Below are 22516 nucleotides of genomic sequence, written 5' to 3'. Positions count from 1 at the left end.
GTCGGAAGGGTCCCCGCGGGAGCGACGATCTGTACCCCGGCGGACATCGGCAAAAAGGTATGTGAATTAAATGGGTAATGGGCGGGCGCCCGGAATGAGCGCCCGCCGCATTCTTTTCTCTTATGCCAGCTCGCGGAGGATGTCGACGATGTACTTCTGATCGTCTTCGGTCACCTTGTGGTGCAGCGGGAGGATCAGTGAGTCGCTGGTGATCCGTTCGGTGACCGGCAGCGGCCCGGGCGTGACGTCGGCGTAGGCCGGCTCCAGGTGGGACGCCATGATCCCGCGCCGGGCCGAGACGCCACGTTTGGCCAGCTCAGCCAGCACGTCGTCGCGACCGGTCCGGTACGGCTCGTTGATCAGCACCCAGAACGACTGGTAGTTCGTCGTCCCGTGGGCCGGGTCCCGGACCGGGACCAGACCGTCGATGCCGGACAGCAGCTGCTGATAGTTGGCGGCCAGCGACCGCCGCTGCTCGACCAGGCCCGCCAGCCGGCCGAGCTGCACCAGGCCGACCGCGGCCTGGATGTCGGTCATCCGGTAGTTGTACGCCGTCTCCAGGTACGCCTCGAGCACCGGCTGGGAGCTGGCGTGCCGATCAGCGGCGGACACGTTCATGCCGTGCTCGCGCAGCCGACGCAGCCGCACCGCGACCTCGGCGTCGTCGACGGTGACCATGCCACCCTCGCCGGTGGTGAGCACCTTGCGCGGGTGGAACGACCAGGCGGCGATCGCGGCGCCGGTGCCGGCCGGCTGACCATAAGCGGTCGAGCCGGCGGCGCAGGCGGCGTCCTCGACCAGCGCCAGGCCCCAGTCCGCCGCGGCCTTGCGCAGGCCGGCCGTGTCGAACGGCACGCCGCCCTGGTGCACCGCGATGATCGCCCGGGTCCGGTCGGTGCGGACCGCGTCGATCGTCTCCACGGTCAGGTTGCCGGTGGCCAGGTCGACGTCGGCGAAGATCGGCGTCGCGCCGACGTAGCGGACCGCGTTCGCGGTCGCGATGAACGACAGCGACGGGACGATGACCTCGTCGCCCGGCTGCAGGGCGAGCAGGACCAGCGACAGGTGCAGGCCGGTCGTGCAGGAGCTGACCGCGACGCCGTGGCCGGCGCCGACCGTGGCCGCGAACTCCTGCTCGAACTGCTTGACCCGCGGACCCTGGGCGACCCAGCCGGAGCGGACGGCATCGGCCGCGGCCTGTGCCTCCTCCTCGCCGAGCATGGGGATCATCACCGGGATCTTGCGGAGGTCGCTCACTTCGAGGACCGCCACCAGTCGACGAGCCCTTCCAAGCCCTCGTGCAGGCCGATCTCGGCGCGGAAGCCGATCGCCTGCGCGGTGTGCTCGGTCTCGGCCAGGCGGCGGGTGACCCCGTTGACCGCGCGGGCCGGGCCGTGCTCGGGCACCAGGTCGGCCTTCATCACCGCGGAGAGCGCGGCGGCCAGCTCCTTGAGGCTGGTCTCCTCGCCGCGGGCGATGTTGAACACCTGGTCGGTGACGTCCGCCTGGGCGGCCAGGATGTTGGCCCGGGCGATGTCGGCGACGTGCACGAAGTCCATCGTCTGCAGGCCGTCGCCGAGGATCAGCGGCGGGGTGCCCGACTCGATGCGCTCCATCCAGCGGATCAGCACCTCGGTGTAGAGACCGAAGATGTCCATCCGCGGGCCGTACACGTTGAAGTACCGCAGGGCGACGTAGTCCAGGTCCTTCATGGCCTTGAAGCTGCGCAGGGTGGCCTCGTTGAACGCCTTGGCCGCGCCGTAGAACGTGTCGTTGTTGTACGGGTGGTGACGCTCGGTGGTCGGGAACTCCTCGGCCAGGCCGTAGACCGACGCCGACGACGACGCGATCAGCTTCTTGACGCCCGCCTCGGCGGCCGCCTCGATCACGTTGAACGTGCCGTCGACGAGCACCTCGTTGGCCAGCCGCGGCTCCTCGGCGCACTGCGTGATCCGGATCGCGGCCAGGTGGAACACCAGGTCCTTGCCCTCGGTCACCTTGCGGACCAGGTCGACGTCGCGGATGTCGCCCTCGACCAGCTCGACCGGGCCGTTCGCCAGCGCCCAGGCCAGGTTGTCCCGCCGGCCGCGGACGAAGTTGTCCAGGACGACGATCTCGGCGGCGCCGCCGCGGACGAGTTCGTCGACCACGTGCGAGCCGATGGTGCCCGCTCCGCCGGTGACCAGAGCGCGCGCGCCCTCGATCGATACAGCCGTCACGCCATGTGCCCTTCGTTGAGCTTGATCATCGTGCCGCCCTCGGCGAGGCTACGGGAGGCCGCCTGCAGCAGCTCCAGCACCCGCAGGCCGGAGCGGCCGTCGGTGAGCGCGGGCGTCTTGGTGGTGATCGCCCGTGCGTACTCGTCGACCATGGTGCGCAGCGCCTCCCGCTCGCCGATCGCCGGCGCGACCATGTCGCCGGAGCGGTACGAGATCAGGATGTCCCGGCGCTGCTCGTCGCCGAGCTCGTCCGGGGACGCCACGTCGACGCCCCGGTCATAGATGGCCAGCCGCTGGCTGGGGTTCAGGTCGTCCCAGACCAGGGTCCGCTTCGAACCGCCGAAGATCGCCGTGCGGATCTTCACCGGGGACAGCCAGTTGACGTGGATGTGCGCGATCGCGCCGTTGCTCAGCTGCAGCGTGAGGTACGCGACGCAGGCCCGGCCGGCCCCGATCCCGTCCGCGCCGTGCGCCGCGACCGCGACCGGGGTGAGGCCCTCGGGCAGCACGAAGTCCAGGATCGACAGGTCGTGCGGCGCCAGGTCCCACAGCACGTCGATGTCCTTCTGCACGAGACCGAGATTGATCCGTACGGAATCCAGGAAGTGCAGTTCGCCCAGCTCGCCGGAGTGCAGCAACTCGCGGATGCGCAGCACCGCGGGGGTGTAGCAGTACGTGTGGTCGCACATCAGGGTCAGGCCGCGCTCGTCGGCCTCCTCGACCAGCTGCAGGCCCTCCTCGTAGGTGGCCGCGAGCGGCTTCTCGACCAGCACGTGCTTGCCGGCGCGCAGTGCGGCCAGGGCGACCTTCAGGTGGGTGCCGGCCGGGGTGGCGATCGCGACGGCGTGCACGGACGGGTCGGCGAGCACCTCCTCGAGGTCGGCGGTGACCTGGACGGTGGAGTACCCGCCGAGGACCCGGTTGGCCCGTTCGACGTCGAGGTCGCAGAGCCAGCGCAGTCGGAACTGCGTGCTCCCCTGGAAGTTGCGGACGAGGTTGGGGCCCCAGTACCCGGCCCCGATGACGGCGATCCCGATCGGCTCGGACGCGTTCAACAGACTTCCCGTCTCTCTGGTCAGGACTCACAGACTCCTGGGAAGCTATCCATCCCCTTAGGAGCGACGCCAGACCGGTGTCGCATTCCCGCGCGCCCGGAGGGGGAAGCCGATCCGTTCGGCCGTTCGAGGTAGACCAACGGCCACTTCGGAGTGAGCCGTCGACTTCCCGACATCCTCCCTCGATCGCCTCCGCTACCCTGTGCCCGACCTTACGTGAGAGGCATTCCATGTCCGATGTGACAGTGGCCGCGACGGCCGATGTGGACTCCCGTGCCGAGATCGGCGCCGGCACCCGGGTCTGGCACCTCGCCCAGATCCGCGAGGGCGCGACACTCGGTGCCAACTGCAACATCGGGCGCGGGGCGTACGTCGGCCCCGGCGTCACCATCGGCGACAACGTCAAGCTGCAGAACCACGCGCTGGTGTACGAGCCGGCCCGGCTCGCCGACGGGGTCTTCATCGGCCCGGCCGCGGTGCTGACCAACGACGAGTACCCGCGCTCGGTCACCCCGGACGGCAAGCTCAAGGACGGGCACGACTGGGTCGCGGTCGGTGTCACGATCGGCGAGGGCGCGGCGATCGGGGCCCGCGCGGTCTGCGTCGCCCCGGTGACCGTGGGCCGCTGGGCTCTCGTCGCGGCCGGTGCGGTCGTGACCAAGGACGTGCCGGACTTCGCGCTGGTCGTGGGCGTGCCCGCGCGCCGCATCGGCTGGGTCGGCAAGGCAGGCAAGCCGCTGACCGCCGAGGGCGACGGCGTCTGGGTGTGCCCGGAGACCGGCGCCTCGTACGTCGAGGCCGGCGGCGCGCTCACCGAGGCGCTCACCGAGGCGTGAAATCCTGGGACTGGGCACTGGCGGCGATCGTGCTCGTCTTCTGCGCCCCGATCGTCGCCGGTGCCGTCGTGCTCTACCACGGCTGGGATCCGGCGAAGGCGTACTTCGTCGGGCAGCCGGGCAAGGTCGCGCCGTTCGCGGACTGCCGGTGGGTCGAGCGGACCAGCTCCGACAAGGACCCCGGCTGGGAGTGCCGCGGCGTCTTCACCGGCGGCGGGCTGCGCGTGAACAACGTGCGGATCACCCCGCGGCCGTGGGACCGCCCGACCGGCCCGGTGCCGGCCACCGTCAGCGGCCCGTCCGCGACGCAGGCCTACACCGACACCAGCGCCGTCCAGCTGCTGGGCTCGGCGATCGCCGGCCTGTTCATGATGACGGTCCCGGGCGGAGTGGGGATCTACCGCGGCCGCAAGGACATCGCTACCGAGTACCGCGAGCGTCGGCGTCGCTGGAACAAATGGCGCAAACGCCGGGACCTGCGCCGCGAACTGGAGGACATCCGCGCCGAGGTCCGCGACATCCGCCGCGACCTGGACAGACCCTGAGGCGTCAGTCGGTGGGGCGGCGCCACTGGGCCGGGGTGGCGTCGTGCTCGGCGCGGAAGCGCTTGATGAAGTAGCTGACGTCCGGGTGGCCGACCCGGCGGCTGATCGCTGCCACGGTCAGATCGGTCTCGGTCAGCAGGCGGCGGGCCTCCTGCATGCGGCGCTCCGTGAGCCACTGCTGGACCGTGCGGCCGGTCTTACGCCGTACCAAAGTGGTCAGATGGCCTGGAGTCAGGGCGACCTCGGCGGCGACGTCGGACAGTGAGATGGGGTCCCGGAAGCGCTGCTCGATGACGTCGAAGACGGCAGCGAGCAGCGGCTCGTCGGCCGACCGCAGGTCGCCGGCGACGTCGCCGGTCAGCCGGGCGACGGTGACCAGCAGCAGGGTCAGGTGGGCCAGCGCGGCCTCGGCGTAACCGGTCCGCCTGGCCCGCAACTCGGCCTCCAGCGCGGTCAGCCGGTCCAGCCAGCCGGCCCGCTCCGCCGGCGGGATGCGCAGGCGCTGGGCGCGGTCGGCGCCGCGGGCGAACGGGAACAGCAGCGGGTGGGCGCGCCAGGACGGGTACGCCCCGGCGCGGATCACGTCGGCGGGGAAGAAGACGGCCCGGCCGTCCGTGACGACGTCGGCCGTCGTGACCGGAAACGACAGCACCTGGCCGGGCGCGATGACGAACAGGTCCCCGTCGGCGACTGACCACTTCCGGTCGTCGATGAGGAACGTGCCGGCGGCCCGGTGGGCGTAGAAGAGGACCAGGAAGTCGTGGGTGTGGGTCTGCGGGCCGGGCAGCGGGTGCGGGGTCAGCGACACGTCGGGCAGGCGCGCGACGGCGACCGGCGGGGTGCCGGGGGAGCGCCGGTAGACCGCGACCGGCACGCCCTCGGCGGTGCGCCGGTCCAGCCGTGTCGGCCGGGCGTGCGGAACATCCGAGGAATGTCGCATCCCGGCCGAAGAATCGGTGATGCCACTGGTGTCGCGCTGCATGACGCTGAGCGTACGACCGAATTTCGTCTGATCACCATCAGGAGTGCGCGATGACCGAGACTGTCCGGCCCTACATCCCGGCGATGGGGCGACACTGGATGCTGTTCCTCTACGAACCGTTCACCCGGATCGCCGGCCTGCACCGGGTGCACGGCGAGCTGCTCGACCGGGCCGGGGTCCAGCCCGGCGAGCGGGTGCTGGAGATCGGCTGCGGGCCCGGCGACCTGCTGCTGCAGCTCGGCCGGCGGGTGCCGCGGGTCGAGCTGGTCGGCATCGACCCGGACCCGGCCGCGCTGCGCAGGGCCCGGCGCAAGTCCCGGCGGCGGCGGGTCGAGGTCCGCTTCGAGCGGGCGTACGCCGACGAGCTGCCCTTCCCGGACGCGAGCTTCGACCGGGTCCTGTCCTCCTACATGCTGCACCACCTTGACCCGGAACCGCAGGTCGCGGCGATGCGGGAGGTCCGGCGGGTGCTCCGCCCCGGCGGTGAGCTGCACGTGGTCGACGCGGACGGCACCCCGCGCGAGGGCTCGAACCACCACGGGCATTCCCGGCTCGCGGGTCACACGCCCGCCCACCTCGTCGAGGTGATGACCGAGGCCGGCCTGTCCGGCGCGACCGGGAACGGCCGGGGCGGGGGCCGCCGGACCCTGGGCCACTACGTCTTCCTCCGCGCCACGGCCTGACGGCGGGTCGGCATATCGCGGTGCGTCCCGGGCGACTAGTGTTGGGAGCGGTTTCTGGTCGTTGTCGGCTTCCTCAGACCCAGCGATGATCATTACTCGGAAGGGTGAAATCATGCGCGCAGGTCGAGGTCGTGACAGGGTGCGCCGGGTCGTGTCGACGCCGGGCCGGCCGGGCTGAACGACATGGAGACACCGTCACCTCGTGGCGCGGTGAGCCGCCTGCGGGCGCTCTGCGCGGACGCCACCCGGGAGCTGTCCGCCGCCGGCGTCGGCGTCAGCATGAAGGCCACCGACGGTGGGTACGGCATGGCGGCCGCCTCGGATCCGGCCACCGAACGCATCGAGGAGCTGCAGTTCACCTTCGGTGAGGGCCCGTGCGTCGACGCCTTCTCCTCGCAGCGCCCGGTGCTGATCGCCGATCTCGACGGCGAGGCGGTGCGGCGGTGGCCGGTCTACACCCCGGCCGTGCGGCAGGCCGGGATCCGTGCGGTGTTCGCGTTCCCGCTGCAGGTCGGCGCGGCCCGCCTCGGTGTCCTCGACGTGTTCCGCACCGAGGTCGGGCCGCTGTCCCGGGGCGAGCTCGGCCGGGCGATCACGTTCAGCGATCTCGCGGTGGCGACCCTGCTGGACGGGCAGGGCCGGGTCCACGGCGACGACGACATCGACGAGGTCATCGAGCACGGCGCGGTGGTGTGGCAGGCGCAGGGCATGGTGATGGTGATGCTGGGCGTCACCCTCGCCGAGGCGCTGGTTCGACTGCGCGCATACGCCTACCGCACCGACCGTCGCCTGGGCGAGGTGGCCGCGGACATCGTCGCCGGCCGGCTGCACTTCGATCGTGATCACTCGTGAACGCCCGTCGCCGGGCAGTCAGGCCGGGAGGCAGCCATGACCACCGTTTCCGCTGAGCGCCTCGCGAAAGTCTTCGTCGAGGTTGCCGACACCCTCGTCGACGAGTTCGACCTGATCGAGTTTCTGCAGATGCTCGCGAACCGGGTCGCCGGGCTGACCGACGACGCCACCGTGGGGATCCTGCTCGCCGACCCGAGGCGGCGCCTGCACTTCATGGCGGCCTCCGACGAGACCACCAGGTTTCTCGAGCTGTTCCAGGTCCGGGCGCAGGACGGGCCGTGCGTCGACGCGTTCCACAGCGGCGAGTCGGTGGTCGGCACCGACCTCGCCGCGGCCGCCGCGTCCGTGCGGTGGCCGCGGTTCGCGCCGCAGGCCGCCACCGCCGGATTCCGGTCGGTGCGGGCGTTCCCGCTGCGGTTGCGGCAGGAGATCATCGGCGTGATGGGCCTGTTCGGCGACACCGTCGGTGACCTCGGCGGCGGCGATGTGCAGATCGTGCAGGCCCTGGCCGACGTCGCCGCGATCAGCCTGCTGCAGGAGCGCACGATTCGCCGCGCCGAGGTGCTGACCGAGCAGTTGCAGGGCGCGCTGAACAGCCGCATCGTCATCGAGCAGGCCAAGGGCGCGATCGCGCAGACCCACGGCATCGACGTCGACGCGGCGTTCCAGCTGATCCGCGGCTATGCGCGGCGCACCAACCGCCGGCTCAGCGACGTCGCGTACACGGTGGTGACCGACCTGGCCAGCCTGCCGGAGCTCGCCGATCCCGGCACACCCTGACCGGTTCCGCTACGCGGCGTCGTCTTCCTCGCTCGGCAGCAGGTGGTCGGCACCGTTGAGCTCCAGCAGCCAGCAGACCTCCGAAGCCGGTTGCCGCAGGGTCAGCGGGATGCCGCGCTTGGCGCCGTAGGCGTGCGCCTGGACCAGGATGCGAACGCCCTCGAGGTCGACGAACGCGACATCGGCCATCTGCACCTCGACGAGCGAGATGCCGTCGTCCAGCGTCGTGCACAGTAGATCGGCGAGCGCCGGCCCGGTCAGGCGATCGATCTCCCCGCGCAGCGCGACCCGGACCCGGCCGGCCTCGGCGCTCACGACCGCGCTCAGCGGAGTCTCGCCGACGGTTATGTCGATCACGAGGTCCGCCACCCCGATGCCGTTCGCGCCGGCGGTAGGGCCCCGTCGCCGTTCTGAGGCTGATTGTCCGAGCGTGTCACCGGGAACCCCCTGTCGCCGCAACGGCCATCAACGCGTCGAGAGGTCTCGGTGTGAGAAAGACGCGCCGACATGCGCGGCTGGGTCCGGGCCGGCAAGCTTGCTGTCAAGTTACCGCATGGCGGCCGCTACCGCTGCCATCCGTCCGGCGGCTTCGCGACGCCTGGCAGTCAGCGCACCAACCCGGACGGTCACCGTGGAGTGTGGTGCCCGTTGAGATATTCGATGCGGTGGCTCAGCAACAGCCGGGTGCCGGTGGCGTCGGTGATGATGTCGAGACTGGTGCAGGCCCGCTCGATGATCCAGAGCCCGTGGCGTTCCGGTGGCCCCTCGCCGGTCGGCGCGTGGCCGGGGTGGCTGCGGGGCAGGACGGCGTCGGGAATACCGGGGCCGTGGTCGCTGATCTCGCACCACAGCCGGTCGTCACGCAGCCACAGCAGCAGCTGGCCGCAGCCGCCGCCGTGCTGCACCGCGTTCGCCATGGCCTCGTGCACCGCGAGACTGAACGGGTACGCCGCGGCACCGGGCAGTCCCCGCTTCCGGGCGATGCCGTGCACCTGCCGGCGGACCGCGGCCAGCGACGCGCGGTCGAACCAGCGGGCCAGCGGAAGGTCGGTGGTGGTCTCCGACGCGAGGGCCGGTCGTGCCTCGGCCGTCGCCCCGCCGGCGACGTCGAGGATGTCGCTGTCGCGGCGCGCGGCGGTGAAGGCGCCGAGCCAGTCCAGTTCGAGGCGTTCCAGGCTGAGCAGCTCGGCGGTGGCGGCGGCGAACGCGGTCGCGAGGGTGTACTCCGCCGCGAACCCGCCCGGTCGCGGCTGGGACAGGTCGACGGCTCCGTTGTGGCGGACCGCGCCGGCGTGCAGCGGCAGCGCGAGGACCGCCTGGACGCCGGCGTCGAGCGCGGCCGGGGTGAACCCGGGCCACCGGCGCTCCCACGGCCGGCCGGTCAGGTCGACGGCCTGCACCGGCCGGCCGGTGGCGGCGGCGTCCCGGCACGGGCCCTCGTTCCAGGTGTGCTGTGCCGCTTCGAGCAGCTCGCTGGCCCGGTCGCTGCTGAACCTGGTCCGCGGCAGGACCGGCAGGCCGGCCCCGATGGGACTGGTCGACAGGCCGAGCCCGCCGATGCTGGGGAGCACGGTCGAGCCGGCCCGGCACAGGCCGGTCACCTCCGGCCCGTAGGTCTTCACCAGATGCCACACCTGTTCGGCGTTGCCGTGGCACGGTTTGTCGCCCTCTGGCGACAGGTCGGGGATCTGCTGGTCATCGGTCATGGCAGAAGAACCTCACGTTCCTGCCTCGTGGGCCGCTGCGACGAATTCGAATCCGGCACCGCATCCGCCGGCATTCCACCGAGACAGGGATCCTCCACCTCTCGGCGGATTTCGAGCCCACGGTACCGGGACCGGCGAGGCCACCGCTACGACGTCGCGCCGGTACGGGACAGGTCAGAAGTCGTCGAGGGCGGGCTCCTCGCCGGCGTGGTGGGCGGCCGGCAGCGCCGCGAACCGGTCCGACGGCATGATGCGCAGGCCCAGCTCCTCGGCCTTGGCCGCCTTCGAGCCGGCCCCGTCGCCGACCACGACCAGGTCGGTCCGCTTGGAGACCGAGCCGGACGACTTACCACCCAGGTGTTCGACCGCCTCGTTGCCCTCGTTGCGGGTCAGGCCCCCTCGACCTCCTCCAGCTGCTCGACGGTGGCCGCGCACCGCGCCGTCATCGAGCCGATCAGCTCGTCGGCGGTCGTGCACACCGCCATGCCGGCCGCCGCCCGATCGCCGCGTGACAGGCCGGCTCGGCGTCGAACGGCTCGGCGTGTGCTGCGTCGACGACGGGGGCGATCTCGGGCTCGGCAGGCATCAGGCACTCGTTTCGCCGGACTCACCGGACAGTGACCTTGATACCGGAGGGGTGTGACAAAACTCGGGCGGCTCCACGCCGTACGCCAAAAATTGGGTCTTGAGCGAACGCTCAAAACTGCTAGATTTAAGCGGTCGCTCAAACCGAACGGGGAGGTGTCGTGGCCAGGGTCTACGTCGAGACGATCATTGCCGCGTCGATGGACCGGATCTGGGCAGCCACCCAGGATCCGGGCGAGCACGCCCGCTGGGACGCGCGGTTCGGGCGCATCGATCCGGTGCCCGGCGCCGTCCCCGCCGCGTTCACCTACGCCACCGCGGTGCTGCCCGGCGTCGAGATCGCCGGCTACGGCGTGCACAGCGGCGACCGGCGGCCGGACGGTGGCGCCGCGGTCTCGGCGCTGCGGTTCGGCTCCGACGACGTGCGGTCGCTGATCCGCGACGGCTCCGGCTACTGGCGTTATGTTCCGGTCCACGGCGGCGTGCGCTTCCTCACCGGGTACTCCTACCGCCCCCGCTGGGGCCGCCTCGGCCGGCTGATCGACACCGTCTTCGGCCCGCTCTTCGGCTGGGCCACCGCCTGGTCGTTCGACCGCCTGCGGCTCTGGCTGGAACGCGGCATCCCGCCCGAGCGGGCCCGCCGGCACGCCGTCACCGAGGCGCTGCTGCGCGCGGCACTGATCGCCGTCGCGGTCGGCGCCCATTGGTGGATCCTGGCGGCCCTGGCCGTCGTGCTGCCCCCGCACCCCTCGACCCCCGCCGCCCGTCGCTGCAAGCGTCGGCCCGGAAAGGACAACCAGGAATGACCTCCGTTTTCGCACAGGCGCTCGGCGACGACTTCGACCGCCTCCACCCGCGACTGCAGCGCCGCTTCGGGGTGGACGGCGACCGCGACCAGGGCTGCGTCGGCACCGGCACGATGGACCGGGTGTGGCGCGGCGGCGCGTTCACCGCCCCGTTCCTGTACTTCGGGACGCTGCGGCACATCCTGTTCCCGGAGACCGGCACGAACATCCCGTTCACCATCGAGAACTACGCCTACCGCGACACCTACGACCGGCCGACGCTCACCTTCGTCCGCACGTTCCAGGTCCGCCCGCACCGGCGCCGCCGCTTCGACGCCACGATGGTCTACCACCCCGGCCGCGAGGTGGTCGTCGACTACCTCGGCACCACCCAGCACCTCGCCGTCGACCTCGACGTGTCCGTCGACGACCGCGGTGGCCTGCGGATCCGCAGCGGCGCCCAGATCTTCCGCGGCGGCGTCCGCTGCCCCGGCCTGGTGATGGCCGAGGCCGAGGTGCGCGAGTCGTGGGACGAGCGGGCCGAGCGCTTCGACATCCGGGTGACCGTGACGAACCGGCGGTTCGGGCCGCTGTTCGGCTATCACGGCAGCTTCCGGGCCGCGTTCCTGCCGGGCGGGACACCGGTGCCGGCCGCGGTCCGCCCGCTGCGCGAAAACCCCGCATAGATTTTCGGCTCCGGCCTTCGCTCACCCTTCGCCGCCGGTCCGGGCTGCGGCCATCGCTTGGGTACGTCGTGAGCCCCGTCCCCTGTGTCAGCATGGCCGCGTGCGCAACGAGCAACGCCTCCCCACCCGGACCCCCGAGTCGCGGGCCTTCGCCGAGCGGGTCCAGGTCGCCATGACCCTGAGTGCCCGCCTCAACGCCCTGCCGTTCGACGACCTGGACGCGCGCCGGGCGGCGTTGACCGAGATCTTCGGCGGGCCGATCCCGGAGTCGCTGTCGATCCTGCCGCCGTTCCACTGCGACTACGGGCTGGGCGCGACGTTCGGCGACCGCGTCTTCATCAACCAGGGCTGCTTCTTCCTGGACTACGGCGGAATCACCATCGGTGACCGGGTGATGATCGGCCCGCGGGTCACGCTGAGCACGGCGGGCCACCCGGTCGAGGTCGCCGAACGGTTCGCCTTCATCACGTCCGCGCCGATCGTCATCGAGGACGACGTGTGGATCGGCGCGGCCGTGACGGTCACGCCCGGCGTGACGATCGGTCGCGGCTCGGTCGTCGGCGCGGGCGCGGTCGTCGCCAAGGACGTGCCGCCGATGAGCGTCGTCACCGCCACGAGCATCGTCGAGCGCAAGCGCCTGAAGCCCGCCTGACCGGCCCCCCGCCCGGGGCCCGGACTGCCGGCGCACCCGTCGGCGAACAGGCCGCCGGATCAGCCGGCCAGGGTTCGGCCGAGCCGGCGGACCGCGATCACCAGGCAGAGCGCGCCCATCGCGGTCAGGTAGAGCACGGCCACCAGGATCTTCGGGGTGAGGATCCCGAGCGCCGGGTTCCGTAGCAGCTCGATCGCCTGATAGAGCGGCAGCCACTGCACCGCGACCTGCACCGGCCGGGGATAGACCGACAGCGGATAGAACGTCGTGGCGAACAGGAACATCGGCAGCATCACCAGCTGGATGTACTGCATGTCCTGCCAGTCCCGCAGATACGTCACGACCACCACGCCCGCGGTGGCGAACGCGAACGCGATCAGCGCGGCGCCGGGCACGACGAGCAGCGCCCACGGCGACCGGACCAGGCCCAGCGCGGTGATGACCGCGAGGAACGCCAGGCTCACGACGGTGCCGCGGAGAACGGCCCAGCCGATCTCGCCGAGTGCCACGTCACGTTCGGTCAGCGGGGTGGCGAGCATCGACTCGTACGTCCGGTCGGTCTTCAATTTTCCGTACATCAGGAAGGTCGTCTCGTTCATCGCGCCGTTCATCGCGGCCGTGGCGAGCAGGGCCGGGGCGACGAACGCCGCGTAGCGGACCGGCTCCCCGCCGGGGACGTCGGTGACCGTGCCGACCAGCACCCCGATCCCCACACCGATCGAGAGCAGGTACAAGATCGGCTCGAAGATCTCGGCCAGCAGCACGTACCACGTGTGCTTGTAGATCATCAGATTGCGCTCGACCAGAACCGCGGCGCTCACTCGTGCACCCCCGCTGCTCCCCGGCGTCGCCGTTCGCTGCCAAGCCTGCTCATGCGGTGAGCCTCCGGGTGTAGGCGCGCCGCCCGGCCAGGAAGCCGCCGAGGATCAGCGCGATCAGGACGGCCAGATGCACCGCGTAGTAGGAGGAGCCGCGGCACAGCTCGGTGCCGTGCCAGAGCGGGCTGAGCCAGACCAGTTCCCGCAGCGGGCCGGGCAGCTGTGACGCCGGGAAGAACGTGCCGGAGAACATGTACAGCGGCATGATCACGAAGCGGAAGACCGCGGTGAGTTTCGCGGGGCGGTCGGTGCTGACCGCGTACGCGGAAATCGGTGCCGCGAACGCGAGGGCCGTGAGCACCGCGCCCACCAGGGCGGCCGGCGAAGCCGCGCCGAAAATGATCAGCACGAGCAGGATCGCCGCGGAGTCCAGCGTCGCGCGGAAAGCGGTGAACAACAGGTGCCCGGCGAAGATGTCGGACGGCTCCATCGGCGTGGTCACCGCGGCACGGTAGTTTCCGCCGGGCCGCGCGGACTGGAACACCGGCCCGGCCCCGTGCACGAAGCCCATCTGCATCGCGGACGCGGCCAGCAGACCGGGCCCGACGAAGTCCAGATACGACCCGCCGTGCAGGTAGGCGCTGTTGCCGGCGTCGACAAGCTGGCCCAGGCCGAAGCCGAGCGCGGTGACGAACAGCAGCGGGTTGGCGATGCTGATCACGACGGTGCCGCGCCAGGTCCGCCGGTACCGATGCCACCAGTAGCCGAACTCGTGGACCGCGAGCACGCTCATTCGGCCGGCGCTCATTCGATCAGCGCTCATTCGATCAGTGCTCACTCGACCAGCGTCCGTCCGGTCAGGGTGAGGAACACGTCCTCGAGCCCGGCCCGGCGCACCAGCGCGGTCAGCGGATCGAGCCCGCGCCGGCGGACCTCGTCCAGCGCGGCCTCGCCGTCGGCGGTGTAACAGAGCAGCCGGTCCGGCAGCACCTCGATCCGCTCGCCGATGCCGCGCGCCTTCTCCGCTGCCTGGTCGTGCTGGTCAAGAGCGAATCGCAGCTCGAGCACCTCGCGCGTGACGTGCCGCTCGATCAGCTCCCGCGGAGACCCGTGCGCGACGATCCTTCCGCCGTCCATCACGGCGAGCCGGTCGCAGAGCTGCTCGGCCTCGTCCATGTAGTGCGTGGTCAGGATCAGCGTGACGCCGTCCTGCTTGAGCCGGAACAGCCGCTCCCACAGCAGGTGGCGGGCCTGCGGGTCGAGCCCGGTGGTCGGCTCGTCCAGCAGCAGCAGGTCCGGCTCGTTGATCAGCGACCGCGCGATGGTCAGGCGCCGCCGCATGCCGCCGGACAGGTCCTGCACCCGGGCCGTGCGCTTGTCGGTGAGCCGCGCGAACTCCAGCAGCCGGTCGGTCCGCTCCCGGATCACGGCCCTGGGCAGCCCGAAGTACCGCCCGTAGATCAGGATGTTCTCCTGCACGGTCAACTCGGTGTCCAGCGTGTCGTCCTGCGGCACCGACCCGATCCGCGCCTTGATCGCCCTCCGCTCCCGCCCCGCGTCGTGACCGAGAATGCTCAGCTCACCCCCGCTCCGCGGCGACACGCACCCGATCATCCGCATGGTCGTCGACTTGCCCGCGCCGTTCGGCCCGAGGAACCCGAAAGCCTCCCCGCGCAGCACGTCGAAGTCGATCCCACCAACCGCGACGTGCTCCGGCGGCCCGGCATAGACCTTGGTCAGTCCCCGTGCGCTGACCAGCGCCCCCGTGTCATCCACGACCGAACGCTACAAGTATTCAACTCGTCAATGCAAGAAATAAACAGACCCCCGAAAAACCAGAACTTGCCCGCACGCCCCCAAGCCCCGCCCCACCCTCACCCGGCCCGCCCTCACCCGGCCCTCTCCGCCCTCACCCGGCCCTCTCCGCCCTCACCCGGCCCGCCCCACCCTCACCCGGCCCGCCCACCCCTCACTCAGCCGCCACCACCCCCACCGCGTCCGTGCCTACCTGGCCGCCACGCCGTCCGTGCCGCGCTGGCTGCGGCGCCAACCGTTCCCGCGCCAGCCGAGCCGGCCGCGCCGGCCGCGCCAGCCGAGCCGGCCGCGCCAGCCGCGCCAGCCGCGCCAGCCGCGCCCGCCACGCCAGCCGAGCCGGCCGCGCCTAGCCGGGCTCGCCGCGCCCGCCGGGCGCCGCGTCGGTGGTAGCGCCCTGGGTGGGGCTGTGGGGGAGACGCGTGGTCACGAGGAGATCATCGAATCGACATGTGTGGGTCGCCGCGGGATCTGGGCGTGTGCCTACGGTCGGGGGTCATGACCGCGCTGCCCGAGTGGGCCGATCCCGCCGTACCGGAAAATGATCTTGACCCTCAGGGTCTCAACCGCCGCGGCCTCCTGAAGCGGGCCGGACTCTTCGGCGCGGCGTTCGCCGCGACCAGCGCCCTGCCGGCCGCCGCCCCCGCTGCCGCCGCGCCCGTTGCCGCCGCGCCTGCTGACGCCACCTCTATTGCCGCCACATCGGCTGCCGCCGCGCGCGTTGCCACGTCGCCCGCGCCGTCGGCGACCTCGTCCGCGGATCACGACCCCGAACTGGTCTATCTCGTCGGCGACCACCACGTGCACACCCAGTACAGCCACGACGCGAAATACACCCTCGCGCAGGCCGCTCGCCGCGGCGCCCAGTTCGGCCTGGACTGGATGGTGGTAACCGAGCACAGCAACTTCGGTCACGAGAACATCGGCGCCGCCCAGGAGCACACCGAGATCCTGAACGCGCGCGCTGAGAACCCGCGGCTGCTGATCTTCCAAGGTCTGGAGTGGTACATCCCGGGCGCCGAGCACGCGACCGTCTTCACGCCACCCGGCGAGCACGAGGTCGACGTGCTCCGGCAGTTCGAACAGGTCTACGACGGGAAGCTGAACGCCCGCACCGAGGGCACCGCCACGAACGAGGCGCTGGCCGTCGCCGCGATCAAGTGGCTCGCCGTCCAGAAGTCGTCCGGATACGTCAGTGACGCCCTGATGCTGGCCAACCACCCGTCCCGGCTCGGCATCGACGCCCCGCACGAGATCCGCGCCTGGCGTGACGCCGCGCCCGAACTCATGATCGGGATGGAGGGCGCACCCGGCGCCCAGGGCGCTGCCCTGCCCGGCCTGCGCGGCCCGAACAGCATCCGCGGCGAGTACGAGAACAAGCCGTCCGCCCAGTCGCACCCCGGTTACCCCGCCGAGGCCTACGTCACCTACGGCGGCTTCGACTGGATGACCGCGACCGTCGGCGGCATGTGGGACGCGCTGCTCGCCGAGGGCCGGCTCTTCTCGATCACCACCAACTCGGACAATCATCGGACTGTCCACGACACTCTGCGCAACGGCGACTTCCCGGCCGGCGCTACCTTCGACAGCCTCGGCAAGGTGCCCGACCCGATCGAGACCGGCGTCGAGCAGGCCGGCAGCGATTTCTGGCCGGGACAGTTCAGCCGGACGCACGTGGGCGTCACCCGATACGGATACCGCGAGGTGATGGCCGGTCTCCGCGCCGGACGGGTCTGGGTCGACCACGGCCAGCTCGTGGACGGCCTCGACGTGCGGCTCTCCTCCGAGCACGGCCGGTCGGCGACCCTCGGTGGCCGGCTGCGAGCCCGCCGCGGCGAGCGGATCACGCTGACCGTCACCGTGGACAGCGCGTCCCGGCCGAACTTCCACGGAGTCCTGCCGAGACTCGCCCACCTGGACGTCATCCGCGGCGTGGTCACCGGGCGGCCGCCGGCGGACCCGGACTCCTGGCGCGCGCCCGACACGCGCGTCGTGGAGACCGTGGACGTGTCCCGGCGCAGCGGCCGCTTCACGATTCGCATCTCGCTGGGCAAGGTCTCCTCCTCAGGTTATGTTCGCGTCCGTGGCTCGGACGGCAACCGGCACGGCGCCGGCCTGCTCGGCGCCCGCATCGACCCGCACGGCCCGATCGCCCACACCCCGGGTGATGGCGACCCGTGGCTGGACACCTGGCTGTACGCGAATCCCATCTTCATCGACGTGGTGTGAGCCTGTCGGTAGTGCTGGCATTACCAAGAAGACTCACCCTGGCGTGATGGCTTCGGCCGGGCGGGCCCGGCAGGCTCGGGTGCATGACGTCACGGATTCCCGCCGCGCTCACCGCACTCGCCGCGATTCTCATCGCGGCCTTCGTGGTCGCTCCCGGGGCGCTGGCCGGCAGCTTGCCGGGCGGCCTCGGGGCGGCCCTCCGCGAGTCCTTCGAGGAGTATTGGCGTGCTGATCAGCAGGCCCATCTGCAGACCGTCGTCGACTACTGGTTCCGCTATCACATAGCCAAGGGCGCGATCGCCGCGCTGCTGCTGGGCGTGCTGATCCCGCTCGGCGTGCTGATCACCCGGGCGTTCGTGCGCTCCGGCGGGCCCGCGCGGGCGTTTGCCGGCGTGTCCGTCGGCCTGCTCGCGTTGGTCGCGCTCGTGGCGGTGATGGCCAACCTCCAGGGCGCGATCGCGCCGCTGTCCTCGCTGCTCCCGATGCTGCCGGGCGACGCGCTGGCCCAGGTTGCTCCGCAGTTGGCCGCGGGCGCGCATCCGCCGGCGGCGGTCGCCGTGATGGTCGACGACTTCGCGCGCTATCACGTTGCGATGGCGGTCATCGCCGCCGTCCTGGCGGCCACGTTCATCGGGGCGACAGCTCTGGCCGGCCGCCGGTTCGCCCGAACAGAGCCCTCCGACCCCCGGAGTCGCCTCGCGCGGACGGAGCCGTTTGGCCGCCGGAGTCGCCTCGCGCGGGCGGGACGGACGGAACTGTCCAACCGCCGGGGTCGCTTGGCGTGGGTGGAGCCGTCCGACTGGCAGAGCCGTTTTGCGTGGGTGGAGCCGTCCGACCGGCAGAGCCGTCCTGCGCGGGTGGAGCCGTCCGACCGTCGGAGACGCCTCGCGGTCGGCTCGTTCGGTGCCGTTGCCGCCCTGCTGTCGGCTGGGATGATCGTGCTGGCGGTGGCGAACACGTCCGTCGCGATCAACCCCGAGCCCGCTTTCCAGGCCTTCGTCAACGGCGGCTGGTGACCCGGGCCGAGGTGCTGCCTCGGTTCCCGCTCGCGCAACGCTGCCGGGTCGTCCCGCTCTCGCTGCCGCTGCCAGGGAAGGGCTGACCTGGGTCTGCTCTGCGAGGGGCTGGCCTGACGCTGCTCGCGAGGGCTGACCTGGGTCTGCTCCGGGAAGGGCTGGCCTGACGCTGCTCGCGAAGGCTGGCCTGACGCTGCTCGCGAAGGCTGTCCTGGCTCGGGTCCGCGGAGGCCGGCCCGGCTTGGCTCTGCGGTGGGACGGCCGGGCTGGCAGGCTGGGGTGATGGAGTCGGTCTGGGACTACCCGCGGCCGCCGCGGCTGGAGCGCGTTGGTGCTCGGGTGACGGTGACGCATGGCGGGCTGGTGGTTGTCGAGAGCGATCGGTGCTGGCGGGTCCTGGAGACCTCGCACCCGCCGGTCTACTACGTGCCCCGGGACGACATCGCCGACGGGGTGCTGGAGCCGGTCGGCGGGAGTTCGTATTGCGAGTTCAAGGGCATGGCGAGCTACTGGGATCTGGTCATCGGGAACGTCCGGGTGGAGCGGGTCGGCTGGTCCTACGAGCAGCCCACGCCGGCATACGTGGAGATGGCCGGTGCCGTCGCCTTCTATCCGAGCCGGGTCGACGAGTGCCGGGTCGGCGGTGAGCTGGTCCGGCCTCAGGAGGGCGACTTCTACGGTGGCTGGATCACCGCGGACATCATCGGCCCGTTCAAGGGCGGTCCCGGCACGACTGGTTGGTGAGCGAAGGCCCGCCGCGGCCGACCACCGGCGCGGCGCCCCGGGGATGGGCGGGCGAGGCGTGCGGATGCCCCGCCCGGGCGGGATCGCCACGGCGCGGCTGATGGGCGGCGTTAAAGCCATCCAGCATGGCGCGGCTGGTGGGTGGTGTTAACCATCCGTGGCGTGGCGTGGCGTGACCGAGAACGGCCGGAGCGGGGCGGGGCAGGGCTGGCGAGGCGGGGTTGGGCTGGCATGGCGAAGCGGGGCTGGCGAGGCGGGGCTGGGCTGGCGTGGCGAGGCGGGGGAGGGCAGGGCTGGTGGGGCGAGGCATGGCGGGGCTGGTGGGGCGCGGCGGGGCGGGGCTCGGCGGAGTTACAGCCAGCCGGCGCGGCGGAGGAGGTAGTAGAGGATGGCGGCGCTCAGCAGGATGAACAGGGCGACGCTGGGGTAGCCGAACCGCGAGTGGAGTTCGGGCATGTGCCAGAAGTTCATGCCGTAGATGCCGCCGACCGTGGTCGGGACCGCGCCGATGGCGGCCCAGGAGGCGATTTTGCGCATGTCGTTGTTCTGGTCGACGGTCACCTGGGTGAGCCGGGCCTGGAGCAGCGCGTTGACCACGTCGTCGAACGCGGCCACCTGCTCGACGACCGCGGAGTGATGGTCGGCGACGTCGCCGAAGTAGCGGCGGATCCCCTTGGGTACGTCACTGACGTGCCGGCCGACCAGCAACGCCAGCGCCCGCTGCAGCGGCAGCACCACCGCCTTGAACTTCATCAGCTGGCGTTTGAGCTGGTAGATCTGCTCGACGGAGACCGGCGCCCGGGCCGCGAACACGGCCGCCTCGGTCAGGTCGATGTCGATCTGCATCGCCGCCGCGCTGTCGACGTACGCGTCGACGAGCCGGTCCAGCACGGCGTGCGCCACCGACCACGGCCCCTGGGTCAGCAGTCCCGGCTCGGAACTGAGCCCGGCCCGCAGTGAGTTCAGCTCCATCACGCTGCCCTGCAGCACGGTGATGATGAAGTGCGGGCCGACGAAGACGCGGACGAACCCGGTGCTGACGATCTCCCGTTCGTAGTCGAGATAGTGCGCGGCCCGCACGACGAGGAACGTCACGTCCTCGTACCGCTCGATCTTCACCCGCAGCTCACGGTGCAGGACGTCCTCGACCGCCAGGGGATGCAGGCCGAACACGTCGGCGACGCGGGTGAGCGCGGCCTCGGTCGGCTCGTGCAGACTGAGCCACACGAAGGCGTCGTCCTGCTCCCGGGCCCTCGCGTAGAGCTGCACCAGGTCCGCGGCCGAGTCGGGACTCTCGGCGACGACCCCGTCGACGAACAGGTCGCAGCCCACGATGGCGGTGTGGTCGGCACGTCGCTGACCGGCCGGCCGAGGCGGTTGCCAGGCGCGTCGGGCTTCCAAGATTTCCACCCCCGGTCGAAGCGTACTTTCCGAGAAGCGCACCCCAACGACCGAGGCGCACCCCAACGACCGGGAGCGCGCACCCCAACGACCGGGAGCGCGCACCCCAACGACCAGGAGCGCGGCCGAGCGGCCAGGAGCGCCGGCCGGGCGGGGCCGGGAGCGCCGGCGGGGCGGGGCCGGGAGCGCCGGCGGGGCGGGGCCGGGAGCGCCGGCGGGGCGGGGCCGGGAGCGCCGGCCGGGCGGGCCGGGCGGGCCGGGAGCGCGGGCCGAACGACCGAGGCACAGAAACGACAGCAGCGCGGGCGAACGACAGGAAGCGCGGACGAACTGCCAACAGAGCAGGATGTGAAAGCCCTTGTGTCGAGTACCTCCGATCACAGCGGAGTGTCGTATCGTCGGCCTGTGCCCGATCCCGTAACGAGCCGCGACACCGCGGTCACCAGGCGTGCCGTCCCCACTCCGCCCCGCCGGAGCGGCCCGCCCCTCAAGACCAAGGCCGAGAAACGAGCCGAGGCCAAAGCCGCGAAGGCCCGAGCCCGGGCAATGCAGAAACGCCGCCAGACGCTGACCGTCGCCGGCGCCGCCGCGGTGGTGCTGGCTCTCCTGGTCGGCCTGATCTACTGGGTGAGCACCTCGTCGAATTCGAGCACGTCGACCGCGAGCACCCCGGCCGCCAGCACGGCCCCGAGCGCCGCCGCCCCGGCCGAGTCGGCCGCGGCCTTCCCGTCGTTGCCCGCGGGCGCCGACCCGGCCCTGGCCAAGAAGCCGGCGGCCACCGCCGGCACCGGCACGATCACCAAGCTCAAGACGACAACCCTGATCCAGGGTACGGGCGCCGCCGTCCAGCAGGGGCAGACGATCGACGTGAACTACGTCGGCGTCACGTACGCCGACGGCAAGGAGTTCGACTCGTCCTGGAAGCGTTCCGAGCCGTTCAGCTTCCAGGTCGGCACCGGCAGCGTCATCAAGGGCTGGGACCAGGGCCTGATCGGCGTGAAGGTGGGCAGCCGTGTGCAGCTCGACATCCCGGCCGCCCTGGCCTACGGCACCGCCCCGACCGGCGGCCAGCCGGCCGGCACGCTCCGCTTCATCGTGGACGTCCTGTCCGCCTCCTGAACCGGCGGACCAGGACGGCGGCGACCGGGATGCCGATCCCGAACGCGGCGAACAGGAAAACGTAGAGCGGGAGCGCCGAGGACGACGACTTGGCGGCGGCGACCGCCGGTGACGGGCCCGGGGAACCGGCCACGACCGGCGGCGGCGACTTCACCGGGGCAGGCGGGTCCGGCAGGGGATAGCGCAGCAGCGTCGGCTTCGTCCCCTCGGAGACGGTCAGCAGCGCGGTGCCGTCGACCGTGTAGGCGACCGATTCGCCCTGCGGTTCGTCCGGCAGCGGGATCTGCTTCGGCGTTCCGGACGTGAGCGCCTTGACGACGTCGCCGCCGCTCACGTCGTACTCAAAAGCGTCGGCGTAGGTCCGAAGGACCACGCGTGTCCGATCGGGGCTGGTCGCCGCCCCGGTGATGACCATGCGGCCGGGAAACGAGTACGGGTTGCTGGTCGTCGTGATCGGCACCGAGACCGAGCCGACCGGCTTGAGCACCGTCGTCCCGCCGGGCTTCAGCGCGCCGGTCGGAACGTAGACACCCGCCGCTCCCGGCGTCTTCGTGACGATGACCGGCGTGCCGTCCGGCGCGATGATCAGCGCCTCGGCGTCGTGCGCCCCGTCCGGGTACGACATCCGGTACAGCTTGGGCTTGGACGATCCCGGCGCCACTTTCCACAGCGCGATCGTGTCCCGCGACGCCCCGTTGTCGCCGATGTCCGCGACCCAGAGCGTCCCGTCCGGCCCGAGTTGCAGGTCCTCGGTGTCCCGCGGCCGCGACGGGTAGGACACGGTCCGCCGTACCGAGCAGTCCTTCTTCAGGTAGAAGATCTTCCGATGCGACGCCTCGTCGGCCCCGTCGTTCACCACCACGTAACCGTCGTCGGTGGCCACCAGCCCGGACAGCTCGTCCATGCGCTTGTCGTCGATCTTGCAGACCGGGCCGGCCGCGACCGCGGCCACGAGCATCGGAGCGAGCAGCATGCCCCATTCGACCACGCCCGCGCCACGTCGCGAAAAGA

At 71.6% G+C, this 22516-nt stretch carries 24 protein-coding genes; 12 read left to right on the top strand and 12 right to left on the bottom strand.

All coding sequences use genetic code 11. The features are described from left to right. Window positions 1-120: 120 nt before the first annotated feature. The 3 genes from L3i22_RS34440 to L3i22_RS34430 are packed head-to-tail and all read right to left on the bottom strand — an operon-like array spanning window position 121 to window position 3274. Complete coding sequence (locus L3i22_RS34440; protein ID WP_255657381.1) at window positions 121-1257, bottom strand: DegT/DnrJ/EryC1/StrS aminotransferase family protein; 1137 nt, start codon at window positions 1255-1257, stop codon at window positions 121-123. Then, window positions 1254-2219 (bottom strand): NAD-dependent epimerase/dehydratase family protein, encoded by a 966-nt coding sequence (locus L3i22_RS34435; RefSeq protein ID WP_221321660.1) that lies wholly within the window; start codon window positions 2217-2219, stop codon window positions 1254-1256. Before L3i22_RS34435 ends, L3i22_RS34440 begins: the two co-directional genes overlap by 4 nt. Beyond that, window positions 2216-3274, bottom strand: coding sequence for a Gfo/Idh/MocA family protein (locus L3i22_RS34430; protein WP_221321659.1), 1059 nt, complete (start codon window positions 3272-3274; stop codon window positions 2216-2218). The genes L3i22_RS34435 and L3i22_RS34430 overlap by 4 nt, the downstream gene beginning before the upstream one ends. Window positions 3275-3504: 230 nt before the next feature. Here L3i22_RS34430 and L3i22_RS34425 point away from each other — a divergent pair, with 230 nt between their 5' ends. Together L3i22_RS34425 and L3i22_RS34420 are read left to right on the top strand one after the other, a co-directional pair. Further along, window positions 3505-4110 carry an acyltransferase gene (locus L3i22_RS34425; protein WP_221321658.1) on the top strand — a complete coding sequence of 202 codons (606 nt, stop codon included), beginning with the start codon at window positions 3505-3507 and terminating at the stop codon, window positions 4108-4110. Further along, the gene (locus L3i22_RS34420) at window positions 4107-4655 is read left to right on the top strand and encodes a hypothetical protein (protein ID WP_221321657.1); all 549 of its coding nucleotides are present in this window, start codon (window positions 4107-4109) and stop codon (window positions 4653-4655) included. The genes L3i22_RS34425 and L3i22_RS34420 overlap by 4 nt, the downstream gene beginning before the upstream one ends. 4 nt (window positions 4656-4659) lie before the next feature. Here L3i22_RS34420 and L3i22_RS34415 read toward each other — a convergent pair whose 3' ends face one another. Beyond that, window positions 4660-5529, bottom strand: coding sequence for an AraC family transcriptional regulator (locus tag L3i22_RS34415; RefSeq protein WP_370644555.1), 870 nt, complete (start codon window positions 5527-5529; stop codon window positions 4660-4662). Between the two features lie 158 nt (window positions 5530-5687). Here L3i22_RS34415 and L3i22_RS34410 point away from each other — a divergent pair, with 158 nt between their 5' ends. The 3 genes from L3i22_RS34410 (at window position 5688) to L3i22_RS34400 (ending at window position 7952) form a co-directional block, all read left to right on the top strand. Then, window positions 5688-6320, top strand: a complete 633-nt coding sequence (locus L3i22_RS34410) for a class I SAM-dependent methyltransferase (RefSeq protein ID WP_221321656.1) — start codon at window positions 5688-5690, stop codon at window positions 6318-6320. Between the two features lie 183 nt (window positions 6321-6503). Beyond that, a complete protein-coding gene (locus L3i22_RS34405; protein WP_221321655.1) occupies window positions 6504-7172 on the top strand; it encodes a GAF and ANTAR domain-containing protein in 669 nt (222 codons plus the stop codon). A 36-nt stretch (window positions 7173-7208) separates the two neighbouring features. Beyond that, window positions 7209-7952: a GAF and ANTAR domain-containing protein gene (locus tag L3i22_RS34400; protein ID WP_221321654.1), complete on the top strand. Its 744-nt coding sequence runs from the start codon at window positions 7209-7211 to the stop codon at window positions 7950-7952. Window positions 7953-7961: 9 nt separating this feature from the next. Here L3i22_RS34400 and L3i22_RS34395 read toward each other — a convergent pair whose 3' ends face one another. The 3 genes from L3i22_RS34395 to L3i22_RS34385 all read right to left on the bottom strand — a co-directional run bounded on the left by L3i22_RS34395 (window position 7962) and on the right by L3i22_RS34385 (window position 10093). Beyond that, window positions 7962-8309, bottom strand: a complete 348-nt coding sequence (locus L3i22_RS34395) for an STAS domain-containing protein (RefSeq protein WP_221321653.1) — start codon at window positions 8307-8309, stop codon at window positions 7962-7964. 269 nt (window positions 8310-8578) lie between these two features. Then, window positions 8579-9658 (bottom strand): ATP-binding protein, encoded by a 1080-nt coding sequence (locus L3i22_RS34390; RefSeq protein ID WP_221321652.1) that lies wholly within the window; start codon window positions 9656-9658, stop codon window positions 8579-8581. 174 nt (window positions 9659-9832) lie between these two features. After that, a complete protein-coding gene (locus tag L3i22_RS34385; protein ID WP_255657380.1) occupies window positions 9833-10093 on the bottom strand; it encodes a BRCT domain-containing protein in 261 nt (86 codons plus the stop codon). A 311-nt stretch (window positions 10094-10404) separates the two neighbouring features. On the opposite strand from L3i22_RS34385, the gene L3i22_RS34380 reads away from it, so the two are divergent. From L3i22_RS34380 to L3i22_RS34370, 3 genes are all read left to right on the top strand, one after another. Continuing rightward, entirely contained in the window at window positions 10405-11049 is a 645-nt protein-coding gene (locus L3i22_RS34380; protein ID WP_221321651.1) for a hypothetical protein, read from the top strand. Then, complete coding sequence (locus L3i22_RS34375; protein WP_221321650.1) at window positions 11046-11714, top strand: DUF4166 domain-containing protein; 669 nt, start codon at window positions 11046-11048, stop codon at window positions 11712-11714. Before L3i22_RS34380 ends, L3i22_RS34375 begins: the two co-directional genes overlap by 4 nt. A gap of 100 nt (window positions 11715-11814) precedes the next feature. Beyond that, a complete protein-coding gene (locus L3i22_RS34370; RefSeq protein ID WP_255657379.1) occupies window positions 11815-12366 on the top strand; it encodes a sugar O-acetyltransferase in 552 nt (183 codons plus the stop codon). 59 nt (window positions 12367-12425) lie between these two features. On the opposite strand, the gene L3i22_RS34365 is transcribed toward L3i22_RS34370, so the two are convergent. From L3i22_RS34365 to L3i22_RS34355, 3 genes are read right to left on the bottom strand one after another with little or no spacing between them, the layout of a single operon-like run. After that, on the bottom strand, window positions 12426-13187 hold the full coding sequence (locus tag L3i22_RS34365) for an ABC transporter permease (protein WP_221321649.1): 762 nt from the start codon (window positions 13185-13187) through the stop codon (window positions 12426-12428). A gap of 49 nt (window positions 13188-13236) precedes the next feature. Continuing rightward, on the bottom strand, window positions 13237-13992 hold the full coding sequence (locus L3i22_RS34360; RefSeq protein WP_221321648.1) for an ABC transporter permease: 756 nt from the start codon (window positions 13990-13992) through the stop codon (window positions 13237-13239). A 26-nt stretch (window positions 13993-14018) separates the two neighbouring features. Further along, window positions 14019-14960 (bottom strand): ABC transporter ATP-binding protein, encoded by a 942-nt coding sequence (locus tag L3i22_RS34355; protein ID WP_255657378.1) that lies wholly within the window; start codon window positions 14958-14960, stop codon window positions 14019-14021. 534 nt (window positions 14961-15494) lie between these two features. Between L3i22_RS34355 and L3i22_RS34350 the strand changes: the two genes are divergently transcribed. The 3 genes from L3i22_RS34350 to L3i22_RS34340 all read left to right on the top strand — a co-directional run bounded on the left by L3i22_RS34350 (window position 15495) and on the right by L3i22_RS34340 (window position 18985). Next, entirely contained in the window at window positions 15495-17225 is a 1731-nt protein-coding gene (locus L3i22_RS34350) for a PHP domain-containing protein (protein WP_221321647.1), read from the top strand. 83 nt (window positions 17226-17308) lie between these two features. Then, on the top strand, window positions 17309-18241 hold the full coding sequence (locus L3i22_RS34345; RefSeq protein ID WP_221321646.1) for a hypothetical protein: 933 nt from the start codon (window positions 17309-17311) through the stop codon (window positions 18239-18241). Window positions 18242-18580: 339 nt separating this feature from the next. Beyond that, window positions 18581-18985 carry a DUF427 domain-containing protein gene (locus L3i22_RS34340; RefSeq protein ID WP_255657377.1) on the top strand — a complete coding sequence of 135 codons (405 nt, stop codon included), beginning with the start codon at window positions 18581-18583 and terminating at the stop codon, window positions 18983-18985. Window positions 18986-19336: 351 nt separating this feature from the next. Here L3i22_RS34340 and L3i22_RS34335 read toward each other — a convergent pair whose 3' ends face one another. Further along, window positions 19337-20395, bottom strand: a complete 1059-nt coding sequence (locus tag L3i22_RS34335) for a magnesium and cobalt transport protein CorA (protein ID WP_304523435.1) — start codon at window positions 20393-20395, stop codon at window positions 19337-19339. 396 nt (window positions 20396-20791) lie between these two features. Between L3i22_RS34335 and L3i22_RS34330 the strand changes: the two genes are divergently transcribed. Continuing rightward, the gene (locus tag L3i22_RS34330; RefSeq protein WP_221321643.1) at window positions 20792-21505 is read left to right on the top strand and encodes an FKBP-type peptidyl-prolyl cis-trans isomerase; all 714 of its coding nucleotides are present in this window, start codon (window positions 20792-20794) and stop codon (window positions 21503-21505) included. On the opposite strand, the gene L3i22_RS34325 is transcribed toward L3i22_RS34330, so the two are convergent. Beyond that, window positions 21477-22478, bottom strand: a complete 1002-nt coding sequence (locus L3i22_RS34325; RefSeq protein ID WP_221321642.1) for a hypothetical protein — start codon at window positions 22476-22478, stop codon at window positions 21477-21479. The genes L3i22_RS34330 and L3i22_RS34325 overlap by 29 nt on opposite strands. Window positions 22479-22516 lie beyond the last annotated feature (38 nt).

It is taken from the genome of Actinoplanes sp. L3-i22, assembly GCF_019704555.1.
Classification (GTDB): domain Bacteria; phylum Actinomycetota; class Actinomycetes; order Mycobacteriales; family Micromonosporaceae; genus Actinoplanes.
This window is presented reverse-complemented; position numbering and strand designations above follow the sequence as displayed.

Coding starts and splice junctions, on each gene's coding strand:
- L3i22_RS34425 (WP_221321658.1), top strand. CDS start 3,505: ATGTCCGATGTGACAGTGGCCGCGACGGCCGATGTGGACTCCCGTGCC.
- L3i22_RS34410 (WP_221321656.1), top strand. CDS start 5,688: ATGACCGAGACTGTCCGGCCCTACATCCCGGCGATGGGGCGACACTGG.
- L3i22_RS34405 (WP_221321655.1), top strand. CDS start 6,504: ATGGAGACACCGTCACCTCGTGGCGCGGTGAGCCGCCTGCGGGCGCTC.
- L3i22_RS34400 (WP_221321654.1), top strand. CDS start 7,209: ATGACCACCGTTTCCGCTGAGCGCCTCGCGAAAGTCTTCGTCGAGGTT.
- L3i22_RS34390 (WP_221321652.1), bottom strand. CDS start 9,658: ATGACCGATGACCAGCAGATCCCCGACCTGTCGCCAGAGGGCGACAAA.
- L3i22_RS34375 (WP_221321650.1), top strand. CDS start 11,046: ATGACCTCCGTTTTCGCACAGGCGCTCGGCGACGACTTCGACCGCCTC.
- L3i22_RS34360 (WP_221321648.1), bottom strand. CDS start 13,992: ATGAGCGCCGGCCGAATGAGCGTGCTCGCGGTCCACGAGTTCGGCTAC.
- L3i22_RS34350 (WP_221321647.1), top strand. CDS start 15,495: ATGACCGCGCTGCCCGAGTGGGCCGATCCCGCCGTACCGGAAAATGAT.
- L3i22_RS34345 (WP_221321646.1), top strand. CDS start 17,309: ATGACGTCACGGATTCCCGCCGCGCTCACCGCACTCGCCGCGATTCTC.
- L3i22_RS34325 (WP_221321642.1), bottom strand. CDS start 22,478: ATGCTGCTCGCTCCGATGCTCGTGGCCGCGGTCGCGGCCGGCCCGGTC.